We start from the raw sequence: 18,808 nt of genomic DNA on the forward strand, positions 1-18,808 counted from the left end.
ATGTGATCTACACTAACTCTTCATTTAAATGCTTTTCCAACGTTCTCCGTACAGCTCCCGGGCCTTTCAGCATCTCATAGAAGTAGCTTTCAATCTTGCTACCCAGACCGATTTCATATAACGGTACACCAAAGATCTTCTCATTATCTAGAATCCTATGCACATTAGAGGTCGAATCTCCCAAAGTCACTCCCTGCAGATGCGCTTGAAGCGACTCCATTAACGGATCGGGACTTAGCTCAAATGAATTTCCTTCATCATCCACTCCGATCAAATAGCGGCACCAAGCAGCAATTGCTAGTGGAATCGCCGTCAATTCAGCTGGATGAAGATCTTCGCGTTGTACATAGGATTTAATCGTTTCCCCATAACGTATGCCTATCTTCTGCGACGTATCTGTCGCAATTCGCTGCGGGGTGTCCGGAATAAATGGATTCGCCAAGCGCTCTTGCAGCACTTCATCCAAAAACTGCTGTGGACGTAGAATGATAGGATCTACAACTACAGGCAATCCTTCCTTATACCCAATCCGCTCGACTAATGTACGAAGAGTCTGATCCTGCATCTCATCCGAAATTTGTGTGTAGCCTAGTAGACAGCCAGTGACCGCTAACGCAGTATGTAAGGGGTTTAGACAGGTGGTAACTTTCATCGTTTCTACCCTGTTCACGGTCTCACGATCTGTGAATATAATGCCGGCTTCTTCTAATAAAGGTCGCCCATTCGTAAACTTATCCTCAATGACCAGATATTCACTAACTTCTGCGTTAACAAAAGGCGCGGTATGAGCGTTCCTCGAGGTAATAAGTATATCCATGCCGCCAATCCCTTGCTCCTGTAAAGCATTACGTACTACCTCGGATGGACGTGGTGTGATTTTATCGATCATCGACAAGGGGAATGTTATGCGACTCTCGTCTTCGAGGTACGCAACAAAACCTTCCTCCACAATCCCTTTCACAGCCCATGCCTTGGCGATTGTAATCACGCTATTTTTCAACATATCCCCATTGTGCGAACAGTTATCCATACTGACAAAAGTCATCGGATACTGGCCTTTTAGATATCGACGGTACGCTAGAGAAGCGATCACACTCATGCTGTGGGATGGCTGCTCTGGCCCTTGCTCCATATCCTTCTTCACGATATCAAGGTACATTCCATCAGGACCGGTCAAGGTATAACCTTTCTCTGTAACGGTGAAGCTGGCCATCTGCAGGCTCGGGTTTTCAAAAATTTCAACCAAACGGCAGTAATCCTGCGCTCGATTCTTGTTTGCCATAATAGCTTCGGTAATGCTGCTAATGACCTTTTTCGTAAACTCGCCACTCGCATTCATTAGTACGAGAAGTGTTAAATGATCATGCGGTTTATAAATTTTGTCAATCAGCTCGTAGTCAGAGGAGGTAGCGGCAATAATACCTGTATCTGCTTTTCCAAGCTCCAACAGCTTCTGGTGAACATTCGCAACAAATCCCCGAAAAATATTTCCCGCTCCAAAATGAACCCATTCCGGCCTAACGCGCGTATTCTCCGCCACCTGCTCATAATCAAACTGAGGAAGCTCCACGTCAGCGTCCTTCCACGCCTCTGCATATGATTGAATACTCTCTCTTGTCAGAAGCAGCATTCACTTCACCCCCATCGTATTGTCGAGACTATCCCACACACCAAGTAAATACATGATCCCCATTGCTCTATCGTACAGCCCGTACCCCGGGCGGCAAGTCTTCTCTTCCCCCCACAAATGTCGACCATGATCTGGACGCACATACCCCGTATATCCATTCTCATGATACGCTTTAACAACCTCTGCCACATCCACACTGCCATCCCGTCCACGATGAGAGACCTCAATAAAATCTCCGTTCTCAAAAACCTTAACATTTCGAATATGAGCAAAATGAATACGATTACAGAATTCCCGAATCATAGCCGGCAGATCGTTCTTCGGATTCGTACCGAGCGACCCAGTGCAGAAGGTTAATCCATTATACGGACTATCTACTGCGTCAAGTAAACGACGGATCGTATCACGGCTGCGGACAATGCGGGGCAAGCCAAAGATCGGCCAAGCAGGATCATCGGGATGAATAGCCATTTTGATATCGACTTCTTCACAGACAGGAATAATGCGCTTCAGAAAATAGACCAAGTTCTCGAACAGCTTCTCTTCCGTTACATCTGCATAAGCGGCGAATAGCTCATCGAGCTTCGCAAGACGCTCCGGCTCCCAGCCAGGCATCGTAAATTCACCTGCCCCCTCGAGAATACGATTCACCATGTCGCGCGGGTTCTCATTAATGGCCGCATTTTCATAAAAAAGAGCATTCGAGCCATCTGGCAATTCCTTGTACAGCTCCGTCCGAGTCCAGTCAAAGATAGGCATGAAATTGTAACAGATCACTTTAGTACCGACCTTGGCTAGCTTCCGTATGGTGTCTATGTAAATATCGATATATTTATCACGCGTCGGGAGTCCAATCTTGATATCATCATGAACGTTCACACTCTCTACTACGGCAGTGCTAAACCCTTTGCTCGTAATTTGATCCGCAACCTTTTGAATGTCATCCATTTCCCACACTTCACCCGCTACCTTATGATGTAGTGACCAGACAATACCCATTACCCCCGGAATTTGCCGGATATGATCAAGCGTAATGTTGTCATTGCCTTCTCCATACCATCTCCATGTCATGTTCATCTAGATAAAACCTCCTATAACTTCATATGTCGAGATCTTGTATACAAGATAATATACTCAAATATTAGATTTAAATAACACCTTTTGTCAATGACATAAAATCAATATTCACCGATCTTGTATACAAGATTAAAAAATTATATAATGAAATCACTATCTTATTTCAGGATCCCGTTTCAGATATCCGCATTACAAATTCAACGGCAATGGAGACGCAACCTCATGTCCACCAAAAATGATATTTTGAACCTATTAAAGCACGAAATTCTTAATTTAACGCTAAAGCCTGGAACCATTCTAAGTGAGACCGTGTTATCCGAACGGTTTCAGATATCCAGAACACCTTTGCGCGATGTACTAAAGCAGCTATCCCTCGAGTCCTATATTGATGTGTATCCGAAGAAAGGGAATCTGGTTTCATACATTGATTTGGAATCTGTCGAGCAAATGATCTATTTAAGAAGCGTTTTGGAAAAAGACATTATCAAAGGTCTATGCGGCAGCCTTACTCTTAAAGGAATTATAGAACTTAAGAAGAACCTAGAAGAACAAAGAAATGCTATACATCAAGAACATGCCATTGAGCACTTTTTTGCTTTGGATGACGCCTATCATAAGACGTTATTCACCTTAGCAGGACATGAATTTTTGTGGGAGCAAATTAAGTTCTCCCATGTGCATTATGAAAGATATCGACGCCTGCATACGCTAAAGCAAGAAAAGCTGAAGAAAATTTTGAGCGAGCATCACATGATCCTGGATTGTATGACAAACCATGAACCAGACAAAGTGGATGAGCTAGTCCAGCATCATTTGCGTGAAGATATGAACTCCTTATACTTACTGGAGAATTTTGCAGATTATATTAAAGCGTAATACGCGAAGAGGCTGTCCTACTGTAGAAAGATTTGTCCAACTTGGCATATCTATGTGTCTTCGGACTCGTTGTTTTTGTTGAAACTTCCCCCTCTAAAACAGCGGAGAGGACGGACTGATTGTGGAAAAGCGATAGCGTTCGCCTTGGTCTCCGGATTTTTACCGCGTAGGGAAAATAAATTAAATCTGGAGACCACAGCGATTGGAACAACGGTCCGTTCGCGGAGCGTCCATATAAAAAGCAATAGTTGCTCCTACGTAAACACAAAAAGACCGCCTCAAGCAGCCATTTTCATGGCTTTTGGGACGGTCTCTTTTTATATAACACGCATTAAGGCATATTCGGATAGATCATTACCTTAATACTTGTATCCTTCTCTTTACGTGCTACTTCAAGAGCCTCTTGAGTATCTGTAAGCGCAAAGCGATGCGTAACTATTTTCTCAATATCTAATGAAGAATGCTGCAACGCTTGGATCGCAGCCGGATAGGTATTCGCGTAACGAAAAACACCATAAGCATCGATCTCACCATCGATAAATTGTCCCATGTCCATCGGAATAGCACTATCGGCTGGTAAACCGACAAATACAATTCTCCCGCCACGGCGAACCCACTTAATTGTATCCGCCATCGCCCTTGCGTTACCCGATGATTCTACGACGAGTGTAACTCCAAATCCGTTCGTTAACTCATTGAGTCGCTGTCCAACATTCTCTTTTACTGGATCTAATGCTGCAGTGAAGCCCATCTCCATTGCAAGTTGACGCCGAAAAGGTACGACATCCGTACCATAAATTTCAGAAACGCCAAATAGCTTTGCTGCTTGTCCTGCAAGCAGTCCGATCGGACCAAGACCCGTTATTAGCACTCGATCAAACGGTTGAACCTTACCACGCATCATTGCGTGAAAACCAACCGACAATGGCTCCAGCATTGCACCTTCCTCATAACTCATAGAATCCGGAAGTTTAAATAGATAATCGCTTGGCATGACAATGTATTCTGCCCAAGCCCCATTTACTGGGGGTGTTGCAAGAAAGACCACATCTGGGCACAAATTATAACGTCCTGATTTACAATAGTCGCATTGTCCACAGGTCACGCCTGGCTCAACCGCTACTCGGTCACCTACAGCTATATTTGATACCTGCTTACCAACCTCAACGACTTCACCAGCCAGCTCATGGCCTAATATGATCGGTTCCTTTACTACATAACGACCGATTCTTCCATGCTCATAGTAATGAACATCTGACCCGCAAATTCCGATACAATACACCTTAATTAGCGCTTCATTATCCTTAGGAACAGGAATATCTATTTGCTTCACAGAAATCGATAATTGCTCATCCATTATTGCAGCATTCATCTTACCTGTTAACATGTACACGCACCTCATTTATCGTAGTAGTTGAAAGGACATTCGATCATTCAAACCGAAACCAACCGAAATCGAACTGACTTCCAGGCAAGAAGATAAACGTTACCTTCTGCTCCCCTGTCACTTTCTCCAACTCAAATACTCGCTCTACATATCCATCTGACTGTGTAAATTCGATCAGTTGATTGTTAGATGCTTCACCCTCTTCGAAGCGAAGATGAATGGTATTCTTATCGATCGGAGATCTCCCACAAATGACAAGCTTTGAAGTACCTTCCATCGTAAAATCCATCTGCTCGAACACGAGAGATACGTTATTCCCGATTCCTTCAACACCCTGTTCCGCGATGGTGAACGTATCACCATAAATGCGATCACAATCCACAGCCCTATTCTGTTCGAACGCTCGGTTCTTTTTCACAAATGAGAAGCCTTTAATGTGCACCTTCTTCTGTAATACGAAACAAATAGAGCTGATACCCGTGAGTCTCTTGGATAATAGATAGGTTGCCTCCTGATAAACATTCCATTGCGATTCCTTCTGATAAATAACGTCTGCCAAAAGCTCACTGTTCTCTTCGTCCGGCATGCCTTCCCAAATCTGGAGCTCGTAGGCTTCGCTAGACAATGCGAATAGGGGAATCGTTATCAAATCCGAGCCGTAAGTTCCAAAGTCAATCTCGCGATAAGCAACCTGCGTCTCACCATCTCGACTCGTTGCTACGCCTCGTTCATTTCCGTTCCCGACTTCGCCTTTAACCTCGTCATATAGACCGCCAGATATAAATCCATACGGATCCTTGTAAGCCGTCCCCAGACCGCTCGCTGTAAATTCCAACTGTGAAATCAGCTTTGTCTTTTCCGTACCGTTCTTACTCATACAGCGAACGCGGAAACTCCCATCTCCTAACGCCGTGATCTTGGCTTCTTGTCCCGATTGTTCGATACGCGCTAGATTAGACTCAATCCCTGCATCATTTACAATACTCCACTCCACTTCAGTATAGGAAGTGTCTTTAGGGTAAAGGATGGCGTGTACATTCATTTCTCTTCTATTTTCATTAAACTGTTGTCCAGAATGACTTATAATTTCTATCTTTCGTAAAGGAATTTCTTCTACATTTCCCATCACACAGGGCAACGCTAGATTTCTAGTGTTAGCTGAAATGCCTATTCCACGATCTGCCACAGGGAGCGATTGAAGCTGTAGCTTACTACCTACTACACCTTTCGAGGTAACCTCAACTGTTATCGTACCCGCTTCTAAACTCGCAGCAACAATCGCCATAAGCTTGCCGCTGAACAAGCGTCTACTCGTTCCTTTGTATGGATCATAGTCCGTGCTGTCTCCATTATCTAAACCGATCAAACGGCCTGCTCCGCCCACCTGAACCTGAACGCGATTGTTTGCATTCTCAACGGCATTCCCGCGCTCATCCTTCATCGTAATTTCGACGAAGATTAAATCTGTGCCGTTCGCAAGGAGTGTACCCTTATCAGCCTTTAAGCAGATTCGACTCGCATCCCCGAACGATTTCCTAATGTCTACTGCAATGATTTGGCCAGCCTCATCATAAGCGATTGCCTTGAGCTCGCCTGGTTCATAAGGAATCTTCCACCAGCCCGCTAGCTGCGTTCCATGCACATGATCGATTTCATAGGTCCCAACAGTCTCACCATTGAACTGCAATTCTATCTTGGGAGCATTCGAGCAGACTCGAACATCGATCTTTTGACCGGGATTGAAATCCCAACAGGGAAAAATATGCACCATGGGATTCTCCTTGTAATTTGTCCAAGCCGATTGATAGATGTAATATGAATCCTTTTTAAAGGTCGCTGTATCAATCTGCCCAAAATACGAATTCTTCGTGTGATACGGTGTAGGTTCACCAATATAGTCAAAACCCGTCCATATAAATTGCCCTAATGAGAACGCTGCATCTCGCTCCGCGATAATACACGCTTCTGCTGACTTCGCTCCCCAGCTTGTAGAGCTATTACCTAGTGCAGAGCACTGCTCATCGTCATCAGCCAGGATGGATTGCTCGAATGGGAAATGATATATTCCCCTGCTCTGCACAATAGAGGCGGTTTCACTACCATAGATAATCCAGTCAGGATGTTCCGCGTGATGCTGATGGTAATATTTTTCCGCATAATTGTAACCTGCCACCTTTACGATGTCCGCACATTTTTGAGCATTCTCCCATGGCATATAGTTCGATCCAATGCTCACTTTCCCGTTGCCTTTCGGATCATATTGAAGCACGGATTCCATCAACATGCTCGTCAATTCTTGCCCTCGCTTGTCAGCATGCGTATCATAAATTTCATTGCCCATACTCCACATGAACAAGCTTGGATGATTACGATCTCGCATGACCCAGCTTCTCACATCTTTTAACGCCCAGTCCTTGAAAAATCTTGCGTAATCATATGTGGTCTTCGATCGCTCCCACATATCAAAGGCTTCTGAAACCACAAGCAGCCCCATTTCGTCCGCCAGATTCATAAGCTCTGCAGCAGGCATATTATGAGCGGTGCGTATTGCATTTACGCCCATGTCCTTTAAGATTTCAAGTCTTCTTTGCAATGCTGCTGTATGAAACGCCGAACCCAATGCTCCAAGATCATGATGCTCACAAACTCCGTTAAGCTTGATCTTTACCCCATTCAGAAGCATTCCCTCTTGCGGATCCAGTACAATCGTTCGAAAGCCTATACACTGTATTACTTCTTCTATTGTTGTCCACACTTCATCAGAGCCCTGATCAGGTGCCTTATGCTGCAATTCCGTTTTTAGCTGATATAAATGCGGCTCACCGGGGCTCCATAATAAAGGATTCTCTACAGTTAGCACCTGACTTACACGTGAGGTAACTTGTGTTAATCCTACTGCGGAGATCTTCTCAACACTGGTCTTTATCTCTCGATCCTTGTGTAGAACGGTTTGGGAAAGCCGCATATCTCCTGTAATGCTCACATCGGTGTCGATCTCCACTCGCCAAACGTCATTTTTTTGTACCGTATGAATGTAAATTCCATCTGTCACGATATGATTGCAATCTCTTGTCTTGAGCCATACATTCCGGTAGATACCCGCTCCTGAATACCATCTACTATTCGGACTCTGATGCACAACCTTCACTAGAATTTCATTTTCCCCGTCTATGAGCATATCTGTAATCTCATATTCAAAGGAAGAATAACCGTATTTCCACTCCCCAGCCCTTTGATGATTCACATAAATCGTGGAGTCCATATAAATACCATCAAAACACAGCAATAGCTGCTCATCGTTCTTCGTATTTATAAAACACTTTCGATACCAGCCAATACTATTCTCATATAAGTCTAACGTGTTATAAATCAACCAATCATGTGGGAGATCGACGGGATGGAAATCCAAGGACTCAGCATTCGTCACTTCTAAAGTACTCTTGGCGAATTCCCAGCCCTCATTAAATAATCTTTTCTGATTCAAGGTGTATCTTCCTTTCTTCTCATAGGATTATGAAACAAAGGGATGGAGCAATAGAAGGAGTAGCCCTGCTGGACACACTCCTCCTATTGCTAATATTTAGTATATTGTACGTTGATGCTGGTCTGAGATACCGCTTTTTCGATAGAAATACGTATTGATGATATCTCTCCACTCGCGGGCATGTAGTACCTGTTCGTGCAGACGGTCTGCCACCTGTCCAAACCTGCTGCCATCCATTTTCCCCTCAAGGGATTGCCACTTCTCTTTCAGCCCTGCTGCGCGATCCACGCCATCAAAATGCGTATCATAAATATGCTGGATGACCGTTTTACCAGATTTAAGAGTATGCGTATACGGTACATGATGAAAGAACAGTAATAGCTCATCTGGACAAGTAGCTACCGATTCATAAAAATCTACATTCGCTCCTTGATACTGAGCAACATATCCCGTACCCGTCTTTGTTGTCCGGTCTACGCCAATCCCTTGTAAGTCTGCAAAATGATACGTTCCCCATTTCGAATATTCATATCCATCCACATTTGGACCGTAATGATGATCTGGATTGACCATCCAGCCTACGCCAAGCGGCGAAGTATAAGATTCATAGATATTCCAGGAGGTTAACAAGATCTCACGAATCGTATCTATTAACTGCTCATCCTCTGCACTGAACGTGAGCATTGTCCATTCCTTCGCGATTTGCGCTGCACTTAATTCCGGATTCCAAGCGAGACGCCCGTAACCATATAGATTGGCCTGCGCTAACAAATGCCCCGTCCAGTTATGATCATTGCCAATATTTGAAACAGCAGCGAAGCCGCTATATTTATAACCGTACATGGATCCATCGACGACCCGTTTCACCGATGACTCCGAATTCGTTGCGTAAGTATTAAAATCAAGAACTTCCTTCCATTGAGGAATGAGGTAGCAGACATGGCGCTGTTGGCCTGTGTATTCCTGTGTAACCTGAAATTCTATCATCATATTCGTATGCTTCATGGCACCGAACAACGGAGACACACCTTCCCGTACTTGAAAATCCATCGGTCCATTCTTCACCTGCAAAATAACATTATCCATGAATCGACCATCTAGCGGTTTAAAGTGATCATATGCCGCTCGTGCACGATCGGTGGAGCGATCACGCCAATCCTGTTTGCAATTGTAAACGAAGCAGCGCCAGATGACGATTCCCCCTAAAGGCAATAAAGCTTCAGCCAGCATGTTCGAACCTTCTGCATGATCACGATCATAAGTGAATGGACCTGGACGATTCTCTGAATCAGCTTTTACGAGGAAACCGCCGAAATCTGGAATCAATTTATAAATTACTACCGCCTTTGCCTTCCACCATTGGCGTACATCAGAATCTAACGGATCAGCTGTATTCAATCCACCGATTTCGATCGGGCTAGCATAGTTAATACTTAGGAATAGCTTCACCCCGTAGGTACGGAAGATATCGGCAATCCTCGCGATGTCAGGCAGATAGCGCTCCGTAATAAACATCGTTTCAAACCGATGTACATTGACATTGTTAATAGCAATCGCATTGATTCCTATCGAAGCGAGCATTCTCGCATAATCTTCCAATCGAGCAAAGTCCTTAGTGATTTCGTTGTCTGAGTAGAATATGGACTTCCCTGCGTAACCACGTTCGATGCTTCCATCGATGTTATCCCATTGATTCATCATGCGGAGCGTATTTACCGGCTGTTCCAACATATCCAACGCCTTAATCGATTGACCCGTTCCAAGCAAGCGTAAGAATGCAAATACACCGTACAGTAATCCCACGGGTGTGGAAGCACCTATTGCAATACAGTCTTTCTCCGTGTTTGTTCGAATGGCATATCCTTCTGATCCAATTGCTGTCCTTGTAGCCTCGCTAAAGGTATGTGTAATCAACGGATGATTACTATCAAACGTACCGATTGCAATACAAGCTTGTTTATCTTTATCCTGAGATTCAGCAATGGTAGCTTCTATATCGAGCATTCCTAGTATGCCACGTGTTAGTTCTTGCACAGCACTTTTGATCACTGGATGATCTTGTTTGACTGTCAAAATGTTATAGCACCAAGGAGAATAGCACTCTCTTACTGCACTCGATTGAATATATGGATATTCGAGCCAAGCTTTATACCCTGCGTTATGTAATTCTGTCTTTTGTTCTGCCATAATTCGGTGTCCTCCATTAGTGAGTAAGACTTTTTAATCTAGATGTTGCTAGCTGTGCAATGGTTCTCTTATACTTTTGTAAACGATAGGTTATCCGCATCCCTACTAATAGGAGGAACACGAATGTGACGTACCATGAGCAGCAGGACTTACAACCGTTCCATCTCTATTTTGTATATAAAAGAACAAGTACAAATACAGACGACTATCAAGGTACATTCCATGCTCATCAGGGTGTTGAAATTCTTATTGTTCATGAAGGTAAAGGGACGCTGATTATTGATCAAAATAGCTATGAAATAAAGCCAGGGATGATTTGTATTTTCCAGCCGTATCAACTGCATCATATTCAAATTGAAATTAATGAGGCGGTTCCGTTCGTGCGTTCGATCGTGCATTATGAGCCCAGCATATTTAAAGCTTATTTTGAAAAGTGGCCCATCCTACAGAGCTTTTTCAATCATATTCACAGCGGCAATTCTGCCTCACCTCGATGGTATGAACAGCAGGACCTGCAATCCCTGATAGCTCTTCTGAAGGATCTGGATAAAGCGCTTCCAACTTTGCACAAAAATGATTTCATGGAAGAGGTCTCATTGTTTCTCATCACGTTCCTACGTACTTTAAAGCCGCTTTGGGATACACAGCAGAAGCCGGCCTCCATGGAACAATTGCTTCGTAAACCACATCAGGCAGAACGTATTATGGAATGGCTGCAGTTGCATTACAAGGAACCTTTGCGGCTTGATCAAATGAGCAAGGATCTGCATCTTTCACCCCATCATTTATCCCACTTGTTCAAGGAATGTACAGGCAGCAGTATTTCCGATTATTTAACGGTCAAAAGAATGCAGGAAGCCGTTCATCTTCTGACTTCAAGCAAATACACGGTTGCACACATCGCCGAGGAAGTGGGGATTACAAATTGCTCTCATTTTTGCAAATTGTTCAAAACCCATTTCGGCACAACGCCTAATCAATTTCGGAAGCAATGGCATTTGCATCATTGAGTTGTCGAACATCATCCCAGCTGTATTCCTTATTAACATCATATCAAGTTGGTTCGTGAGCAGGTATTCGCATCTTGTGCAAAAATGCCGCTACTTTGCGATTTACACCTAATTGTAAGTTAGTTTCAGTAGCGGAAATCTAACACTTTACATTTACTGGATTCCGGAGCACAATAATGAGTGAGCGCTCACTCATTATTGTTGTGCAGAGCACTCAGTAACACCACTTTGTATCCCAGACTATTCAGAATCGAGGAGATGAATATGGGTTCGGAAGCTCCAGTCATTTCAGTGAGCCATGTTAGTAAAGCCTTTGGAGACAAACAGGTGCTCGAAGATATTTCACTTCAAGTGGAGCGTGCGGAAACCTTCGGCATATTAGGGCCCTCTGGCTCCGGAAAAACAACGCTAGTAAAGCTGCTTACAGGTATCGATGAGGTGACCTCAGGTGAGGTAAAGGTGCTTGGTGTCACCATGCCTAAGTTATCCATGCTGCAGCAAATTGGATACATGGCTCAATCTGATGCCCTATATACGGAACTCAGCGCAAAAGAAAATCTGGAGTTCTTCGCTGCGCTATATGGACTAAAAGGTGCGGAGCGCGGAAAACGCATCAAAGCTGTTATGGAACTAGTAGATCTTCAGGAGCATCTGCGCAAAAGAGTAGATCAATACTCTGGCGGAATGAAACGCCGCCTATCCCTGGCGATTGCGCTGCTCCATGAGCCTCCGCTACTTCTTCTTGATGAACCAACAGTAGGTATCGATCCTGTACTCCGACTATCCATCTGGAAAGAACTAAAGGCTCTGAACGAGAAAGGTACCACGATTGTACTCACTACGCATGTCATGGATGAAGCTGAGAAATGTGATCGCCTTGGAATGATCCGTGATGGCAAGCTGCTTGCCGCCGACACACCTGCCGGACTGCTTGAAGCCACTGGCTCAGCTTCTATTGAAGAAGCCTTTCTATATTATGGAGGTGTCCGTTCATGAGAATCCGAGCGATCACCTTACGGATTTTGCGACAATTTATTCATGATAAAAGAACGATGGCCTTAATGTTCATTGCACCGCTTATCGTTCTAAGTTTAATGAGCTTGGTCTTCAACGGGGACGCCTATGAGCCAAAAATCGGAGTATCCGGTGTGCCACTAAATATCTCAGCTGCGTTAAAAGAAGAAAATACCACAATTAAAGAGTATGCCAGCGAAGAGCTAGGGAAAAGTGCTCTAGTAGAAGGAAAGATTGACGCTTTAATCACTTTGGACGGAAACGTTGGGAATTCAGGAGTCATCCCTCAAGTGTTGTTAGAGGGTAGCAATCCTACAGCCAACAAGGCAGTAATTATGACGCTTCAAAAGCTTTCTCAGAAGCTTCTTCCAAGTACAGAGAAACAGCTGCAATTACAGCCCCAGATCAGCTACTTATACGGTTCTGAGAATATGAAGACGATTGACCGCTTCGGCCCGATTATGATTGGCGTATTTGTTTTCTTTTTCGTATTCCTGATTGCCGGTGTTTCATTCCTGCGAGAGCGGACCACAGGCACCCTTGAACGTTTACTTTCCACTCCTTTAAAAAGATGGGAGATTGTACTCGGGTATGTATGTGGTTTCGGAATTTTTACCGTATTCCAAGCGCTATTGATCTCGTGGTTTTCCATTCAGATTCTTGGCATTATGATGACGGGAAGCTTTGGTTACGTAATGCTGATCACATTACTCCTGTCGATGACAGCTTTGACGCTGGGCACGCTACTATCTGCTTTTGCAGCCAACGAGCTACAGATGATTCAGTTCATCCCGCTTATTATCGTGCCACAAGTCTTCCTCAGCGGACTGTTCCCACTCGACACCCTACCGCTATGGCTACAGCGCATCGGCTACGCAACCCCAATTTATTATGGATCAGAAGCGCTTATGAACATCATGATCCGTGGCAAAGGATGGAATTCAATCGCTCTGGATGTCTATGTGCTGATCGGGTTTTCACTATTATTCATGGTGCTGAATGTATTGGCACTACGCAAACACCGGAAAATGTAGCCTCACTAAGAACTTTCATCGGTTGAACGGAATGAACCAAGTTTGGAGGATAATTGTAATGAAAAAACATGATTCTGCGGAACGAAATATAGAAGAGCAGTGGATTGAAGAGCTGCTGGCCATAAGTGAAGAGGATAAACTGACACCGAAGCAGATTTCCATTTTGCATGCGGCGATTGAGGTGTTCTCCGAAAAAGGTTACGCTGCTGCTGCGACTAGTGAAATTGCTCAAAAGGCAGGCGTAGCAGAGGGGACGATTTTCCGATATTACAAAACCAAAAAAGATTTACTGCTCTCCATCATTGGCCCCACCATGAGTCGTATGCTCGCTCCTTTTGTACTGCGGAATTTCAACGGGGTACTCGATGTTCCCTATGACAGCTTCGAAGAATTCCTACGGTCATTTATCGTCAATCGTCTGGAGTTCGCCCGTAGAAATTTTAAAATGCTAAAGATTCTGATACAGGAGATTCCTTTCCAACCATTGCTCAGAGAACAGTTCGCAGAAAATATTCTAAGCAAGGTGCTGGAGCGCGTCATCGAAATTGTTGAACACTTCAAGGCAAAAGGTGAAGTCATTGAATTACCCACACCCGCTATTCTACGTTTCACTATTTCATCCATTGGTGGGTATCTGCTTAATCGCCTGCTGCTACAACCGGAGAAGGACTGGAACGATGAGGAAGAGATTGACCTGACGATCCGTTTTATTATGCACGGGATTAGTGGAGTAGCAGCCCCTATTTGATGCGCACGCCCGTTCTGTTATCATAAGGACTATATAATAATCGGACTTTTCGAAGAACAAGTTACGAGGAAGGAATTATGTTATGGGCTTTAGTGTGACAGAACGGGTAATTAAGCTGCTGTGCGGCAAGTCTATTTTTGAAAAAGGATTGGCTTATTACCAGTCAGGAAGCGTCGATATAATAGATGTTGAAGAACGTAATGAATCCATCCCAGATCTTCCCCGCTCTCGTTATGAAGCGCTCGTTCAAGGGGGCATTGGCTACGAAGTCATGGTTGTCATCGATATCGACGGTGATGTCACGGCAGAATGTACTTGTCCTGCTTACACGCATGGAGGGCCTTTCTGCAAACATATCGCAGCCGTACTGATCAGCATTGATGCCCTTGAAACTGCTGGAGAACGGCCAGACCGTACCGGAACTTCCAGTCATTCTACTATTGAAGATACTGGAGTCTTAACCCCACGTAATGTTACGGATTCTACGCGAGACATGGGAGGAAGGTCCAGAGACCAGCATCTTGTGAGCAGCCTGCTAGGCATGTTCACCAACCATAAGCCGCGTCCGAGCGGTACTGGGGCTTTTGTAGATAATAGAATCCCTTTAAATGTCGAGTTCATCTGCAAGCCATTCACTTACAGCTATAGCACTACCATGCTTGGAATAGAAATGAAAATCGGCTCGAAACGACTATATGTCGTTCATAGAATAAGAGGTTTTCTGGAACGTGTACATCGTGGAGAAACCTTCGAATTCTCCAAGCATTTCGTCTATGACCCTGCCATTCACAGCTTTCGGAAGGAAGATAACATCGTTCTTCAGAAGCTAATTGAAATTGTCTTAAATGAAAAAATGTATCGCGATAACATCACTAACTACTCTCCATATGGTGGCAGCCTGGGGGGAGATCGCCTGCTGGCTATCCCTCCTTTTTTCTGGGAGACGCTTCAGCCCGCACTTTCAGAGGTTCCGTCGGTATATCTGCAACAAGAAGAGGTGTTGTACGAAGGCATTCATATGCCTAATGAAGCACCGCCCCTTAGCTTTGCGTTCGAGCAAGCCGAAGGCGAAGGCTACCATCTGGATATTCAAGGACTGGAGCAGATCTCAGTTCTGGAAGATTACGGACTCGTGCTGTCTGAAGGTAAGCTGTTGAAGCTAACTGCTCAGGAATGCATGCGCCTATCTGAGATGAAGAAAATGCTGGAATCCTCTCGTCGAGATGGCATCGATATTGCCCCCGAACAAATGGAGCCTTTTATGGACAAGGTTATTCCTGGTCTGAAAAAACTGGGAAACGTGCATATCGCCGACTCTATTGCTGATCGAATTGTGCAACATAAGCTTATAGCGAGGCTCTATCTGGACCGTGTGCGAGATCGACTGCTCGCCGGGCTAGAGTTTCAGTATGGTGACATTATCATCAATCCTTTGGATGAAAAAGCCCATGTTCGCGGTACGGACTTGATTCTTATACGCGACGGTGAAGGAGAGGCCCGAATTCTGGAGCTGATGGAGCATGAATCCTTCGCCAAAACCGAAGGCGGGTATATTATGACGGATGAGGACGGTGAGTACGATTTTTTATACCACACGATTCCGTTGCTTGAACCACTATTGACGGTCTATGCGACCACCGCTGTCAAAGAAAGACTATTCACGGGAACTACGCCACCAAAAGTGAGTATTAGTTGGAATGAGAAAACCGACTGGCTTGATTTTAAATTCGACATGGGTGGTATTCCAGAATCTGAGATTGTGATGGTCTTAAAATCACTTCAGGATAAACGTAAATACTACCGATTGCCCGAAGGGGCACTGCTACCTCTGGAGAGCGAGGAGCTCCAAGAAATCATCACCTTTATGAACGAGATGGGCATTCGAGAAGGTGAGATTAAAGGTGTGCAATTTTCTTTACCAGTCGTTCGTGGGTTACACTTAACCTCTTCCGATTCTCAAAGTGACTCAGTCAAGCTAAGCAGATCCTTTAAACGATTACTTGCGAATATGCACAATCCTGAGAACCTTGATTTCCCTATACCAGATAGTCTGGCTCCTGTGCTCCGGGATTATCAGCAGTATGGATTTCAGTGGCTGAAGACGCTGGCCCATTACCGTTTCGGGGGAATTTTAGCGGATGATATGGGTCTTGGCAAAACGCTGCAGAGTATCGCTTTTCTGCTCTCTGAGCTTCCGGATATTCGTCAGAGTGGTCTGCCCGCTCTTATTGTCGCTCCTGCCTCTCTCACCTACAACTGGCATAATGAGCTTAAAAAGTTCACGCCTGAGATTAAGGCTGTTATTGCAGATGGAAGCTTAACGGAACGCGGTCGAATTTTAAAAAATGCAGCGAAGGCGGATGTAATTATCACCTCTTACCCGCTGCTTCGAAGAGATGTTCAGTTGTATGCTAAGAAATCTTTTCACACCCTGATTCTCGATGAAGCGCAAACCATAAAGAACCATACGACGCAGACCGCTCAAGCAGTTATGGCTCTTCAAGCCCGGCATCGTTTTGCACTTACTGGGACTCCTGTTGAGAATGCGCTAGAAGATCTATGGTCCATCTTCGGCACTGTGTTTCCCGGGTTATTTCCAGGTAAGAAGGCTTTTCACGATTTGCCGAGGGAAACTATCGCTAAACGGGCACGTCCTTTTTTGCTGCGGCGCTTAAAGAGTGATGTGTTAAAAGAATTGCCTGAGAAAATCGAATCACTCCAAGCCTGTGAGCTGTTCCCTGAGCAGAAGAAGTTATATGTCGCTTATCTCGCCCGTTTGAAAAAAGAGGCGCTTAAGCATCTGACCCAGGATAGCTTCGGTAATAATAATCGGATTAAAATCCTTGCTGGTCTCACCCGTCTGCGCCAGCTATGCTGTCACCCGGCTCTATTTGTGGATGGGTATGAAGGAAGCTCTGCCAAGTTCGAGCAGCTGTTTGAAATCATAGAGGAATGCCGCAGTTCAGGTAAACGAATGCTAGTATTCTCCCAGTTCACAGAAATGCTCGGTTTGATTGGACGTGAACTCGGCTATCAAGGTATTCCATATTTTTACCTAGACGGTCAAACGCCTGTGTCTCAGCGCGTAGATTTATGTAATCAATTTAATGAAGGAGAGCGGGATATTTTCCTGATCTCCTTAAAAGCTGGCGGAACCGGACTCAATTTAACAGGGGCAGACACTGTCATTCTATACGATCTATGGTGGAACCCTGCCGTCGAACAGCAAGCTGCAGATCGGGCTCACCGAATCGGACAGAAAAAAGTAGTGCAAGTGATCAGACTCGTCACCCAAGGCACTGTGGAGGACAAGATGTATGAGCTACAACAGAAGAAAAGGAACTTAATCGATGAAGTGATCCAGCCAGGTCAGGAAGGGTTATCTACCCTTACAGAACAAGACATCCGAGAAATTCTGATGATCTAGGTGTAATGATGTTTGGAGAAAAATAGGGATATCCTTCAGCCAAATGGCTTTTGGGATATCCCTTTTACAAATTCATCGTATTAAGTGATTGTAACTCCTGCACTAGCGTATCCAGCAATGGTTGTCGCAACGTCGACTCCGGCCGTTACTGTTGAAGTGAAGACCAACAGCAACCGCTCTCCAGTGGTTACAGGAATACTCAAGCCTGTAGTAATACCACTGCTAATTGTGCCAAGTGAAAGGACACCTGTAAATGGAGGATTTAATGTGACTACAGCACCAGGGACTGCAGTAAAGGTATTGTTAGGGGTAGAAGAACTGTATAATTGAGCAGTGATTGTTACTGTAGAACCTAATAAACTAAGCGCTGCTGTTGTGCTGAAATAGGCCGCCAAAGAGGTAATTGTTCCGGTGCGTGGAACTGAGAATGCAAAGTTCAGCAAGGTTCCAGCCGCTCCGGTGAGATCTATCGTACCGCCAGCAGCACTAATATTCGTCGCACTACTTCCGAATCCTACGATACTTGAAGTATTCAGCAAGCCTCCTAATACAGTTGTCATAGCTACAGGAAGACCAGAAGCATAAGGAATGATTGCACCTGAACCAGCAGGTCCCGTTGCTCCGGTTGTTCCTGTCACTCCAGTCGCTCCAGTTGCGCCTCCACTTCCCGTTGCTCCAGTTACACCTGCGCTTCCTGTCGCTCCTGTTGCACCTGCGCTTCCTGTCGCTCCAGTTACACCTGCGCTTCCTGTTGCTCCAGTTACACCTGCGCTTCCCGTTGCTCCTGTTGCACCTGCACTTCCCGTTGCTCCTGTAACACCTGCGCTTCCTGTTGCTCCTGTTACACCTGCGCTTCCCGTTGCTCCGGTAACTCCTGCGCTTCCCGTTGCTCCTGTTGCACCTGCACTTCCCGTTGCTCCTGTAACACCTGCGT

At 44.9% G+C, this 18,808-nt stretch carries 12 protein-coding genes; 6 read left to right on the forward strand and 6 right to left on the reverse strand.

Annotated elements, in window-relative coordinates; genetic code table 11:
- Positions 1 to 7: 7 nt before the first annotated feature.
- The gene (locus ACQKMP_RS20790; RefSeq protein WP_427470777.1) at positions 8 to 1,630 is read right to left on the reverse strand and encodes a mannitol dehydrogenase family protein; all 1,623 of its coding nucleotides are present in this window, start codon (positions 1,628 to 1,630) and stop codon (positions 8 to 10) included.
- Positions 1,631 to 2,707, reverse strand: coding sequence for a mannonate dehydratase (uxuA, locus tag ACQKMP_RS20795; RefSeq protein WP_076300702.1), 1,077 nt, complete (start codon positions 2,705 to 2,707; stop codon positions 1,631 to 1,633).
- A gap of 222 nt (positions 2,708 to 2,929) precedes the next feature.
- Here uxuA and ACQKMP_RS20800 point away from each other — a divergent pair, with 222 nt between their 5' ends.
- A complete protein-coding gene (locus ACQKMP_RS20800; protein WP_042191283.1) occupies positions 2,930 to 3,583 on the forward strand; it encodes a GntR family transcriptional regulator in 654 nt (217 codons plus the stop codon).
- Between the two features lie 331 nt (positions 3,584 to 3,914).
- Here ACQKMP_RS20800 and ACQKMP_RS20805 read toward each other — a convergent pair whose 3' ends face one another.
- The 3 genes from ACQKMP_RS20805 to ACQKMP_RS20815 all read right to left on the reverse strand — a co-directional run bounded on the left by ACQKMP_RS20805 (position 3,915) and on the right by ACQKMP_RS20815 (position 10,641).
- On the reverse strand, positions 3,915 to 4,970 hold the full coding sequence (locus ACQKMP_RS20805; RefSeq protein WP_076300700.1) for an NAD(P)-dependent alcohol dehydrogenase: 1,056 nt from the start codon (positions 4,968 to 4,970) through the stop codon (positions 3,915 to 3,917).
- A gap of 43 nt (positions 4,971 to 5,013) precedes the next feature.
- Positions 5,014 to 8,454 (reverse strand): glycoside hydrolase family 2 TIM barrel-domain containing protein, encoded by a 3,441-nt coding sequence (locus tag ACQKMP_RS20810; RefSeq protein WP_427470780.1) that lies wholly within the window; start codon positions 8,452 to 8,454, stop codon positions 5,014 to 5,016.
- Between the two features lie 96 nt (positions 8,455 to 8,550).
- Positions 8,551 to 10,641, reverse strand: coding sequence for an alpha-glucuronidase family glycosyl hydrolase (locus tag ACQKMP_RS20815; RefSeq protein ID WP_427470781.1), 2,091 nt, complete (start codon positions 10,639 to 10,641; stop codon positions 8,551 to 8,553).
- A 125-nt stretch (positions 10,642 to 10,766) separates the two neighbouring features.
- Between ACQKMP_RS20815 and ACQKMP_RS20820 the strand changes: the two genes are divergently transcribed.
- From ACQKMP_RS20820 to ACQKMP_RS20840, 5 genes are all read left to right on the forward strand, one after another.
- The gene (locus tag ACQKMP_RS20820; protein ID WP_341146286.1) at positions 10,767 to 11,651 is read left to right on the forward strand and encodes an AraC family transcriptional regulator; all 885 of its coding nucleotides are present in this window, start codon (positions 10,767 to 10,769) and stop codon (positions 11,649 to 11,651) included.
- Between the two features lie 264 nt (positions 11,652 to 11,915).
- The gene (locus tag ACQKMP_RS20825) at positions 11,916 to 12,647 is read left to right on the forward strand and encodes an ABC transporter ATP-binding protein (protein WP_427470783.1); all 732 of its coding nucleotides are present in this window, start codon (positions 11,916 to 11,918) and stop codon (positions 12,645 to 12,647) included.
- The gene (locus tag ACQKMP_RS20830) at positions 12,644 to 13,699 is read left to right on the forward strand and encodes an ABC transporter permease (protein WP_339243331.1); all 1,056 of its coding nucleotides are present in this window, start codon (positions 12,644 to 12,646) and stop codon (positions 13,697 to 13,699) included. The genes ACQKMP_RS20825 and ACQKMP_RS20830 overlap by 4 nt, the downstream gene beginning before the upstream one ends.
- 58 nt (positions 13,700 to 13,757) lie before the next feature.
- A complete protein-coding gene (locus ACQKMP_RS20835; protein ID WP_427470786.1) occupies positions 13,758 to 14,447 on the forward strand; it encodes a TetR/AcrR family transcriptional regulator in 690 nt (229 codons plus the stop codon).
- An 82-nt stretch (positions 14,448 to 14,529) separates the two neighbouring features.
- On the forward strand, positions 14,530 to 17,874 hold the full coding sequence (locus tag ACQKMP_RS20840) for an SNF2 helicase associated domain-containing protein (protein WP_427470788.1): 3,345 nt from the start codon (positions 14,530 to 14,532) through the stop codon (positions 17,872 to 17,874).
- Positions 17,875 to 17,954: 80 nt separating this feature from the next.
- On the opposite strand, the gene ACQKMP_RS20845 is transcribed toward ACQKMP_RS20840, so the two are convergent.
- The coding region (locus ACQKMP_RS20845; RefSeq protein ID WP_427470790.1) for an exosporium glycoprotein BclB-related protein at positions 17,955 to 18,808 on the reverse strand (854 nt) is incomplete at its 5' end.

The organism is Paenibacillus sp. NPDC101420, from assembly GCF_050277435.1.
Taxonomy (GTDB): domain Bacteria; phylum Bacillota; class Bacilli; order Paenibacillales; family Paenibacillaceae; genus Paenibacillus_AQ.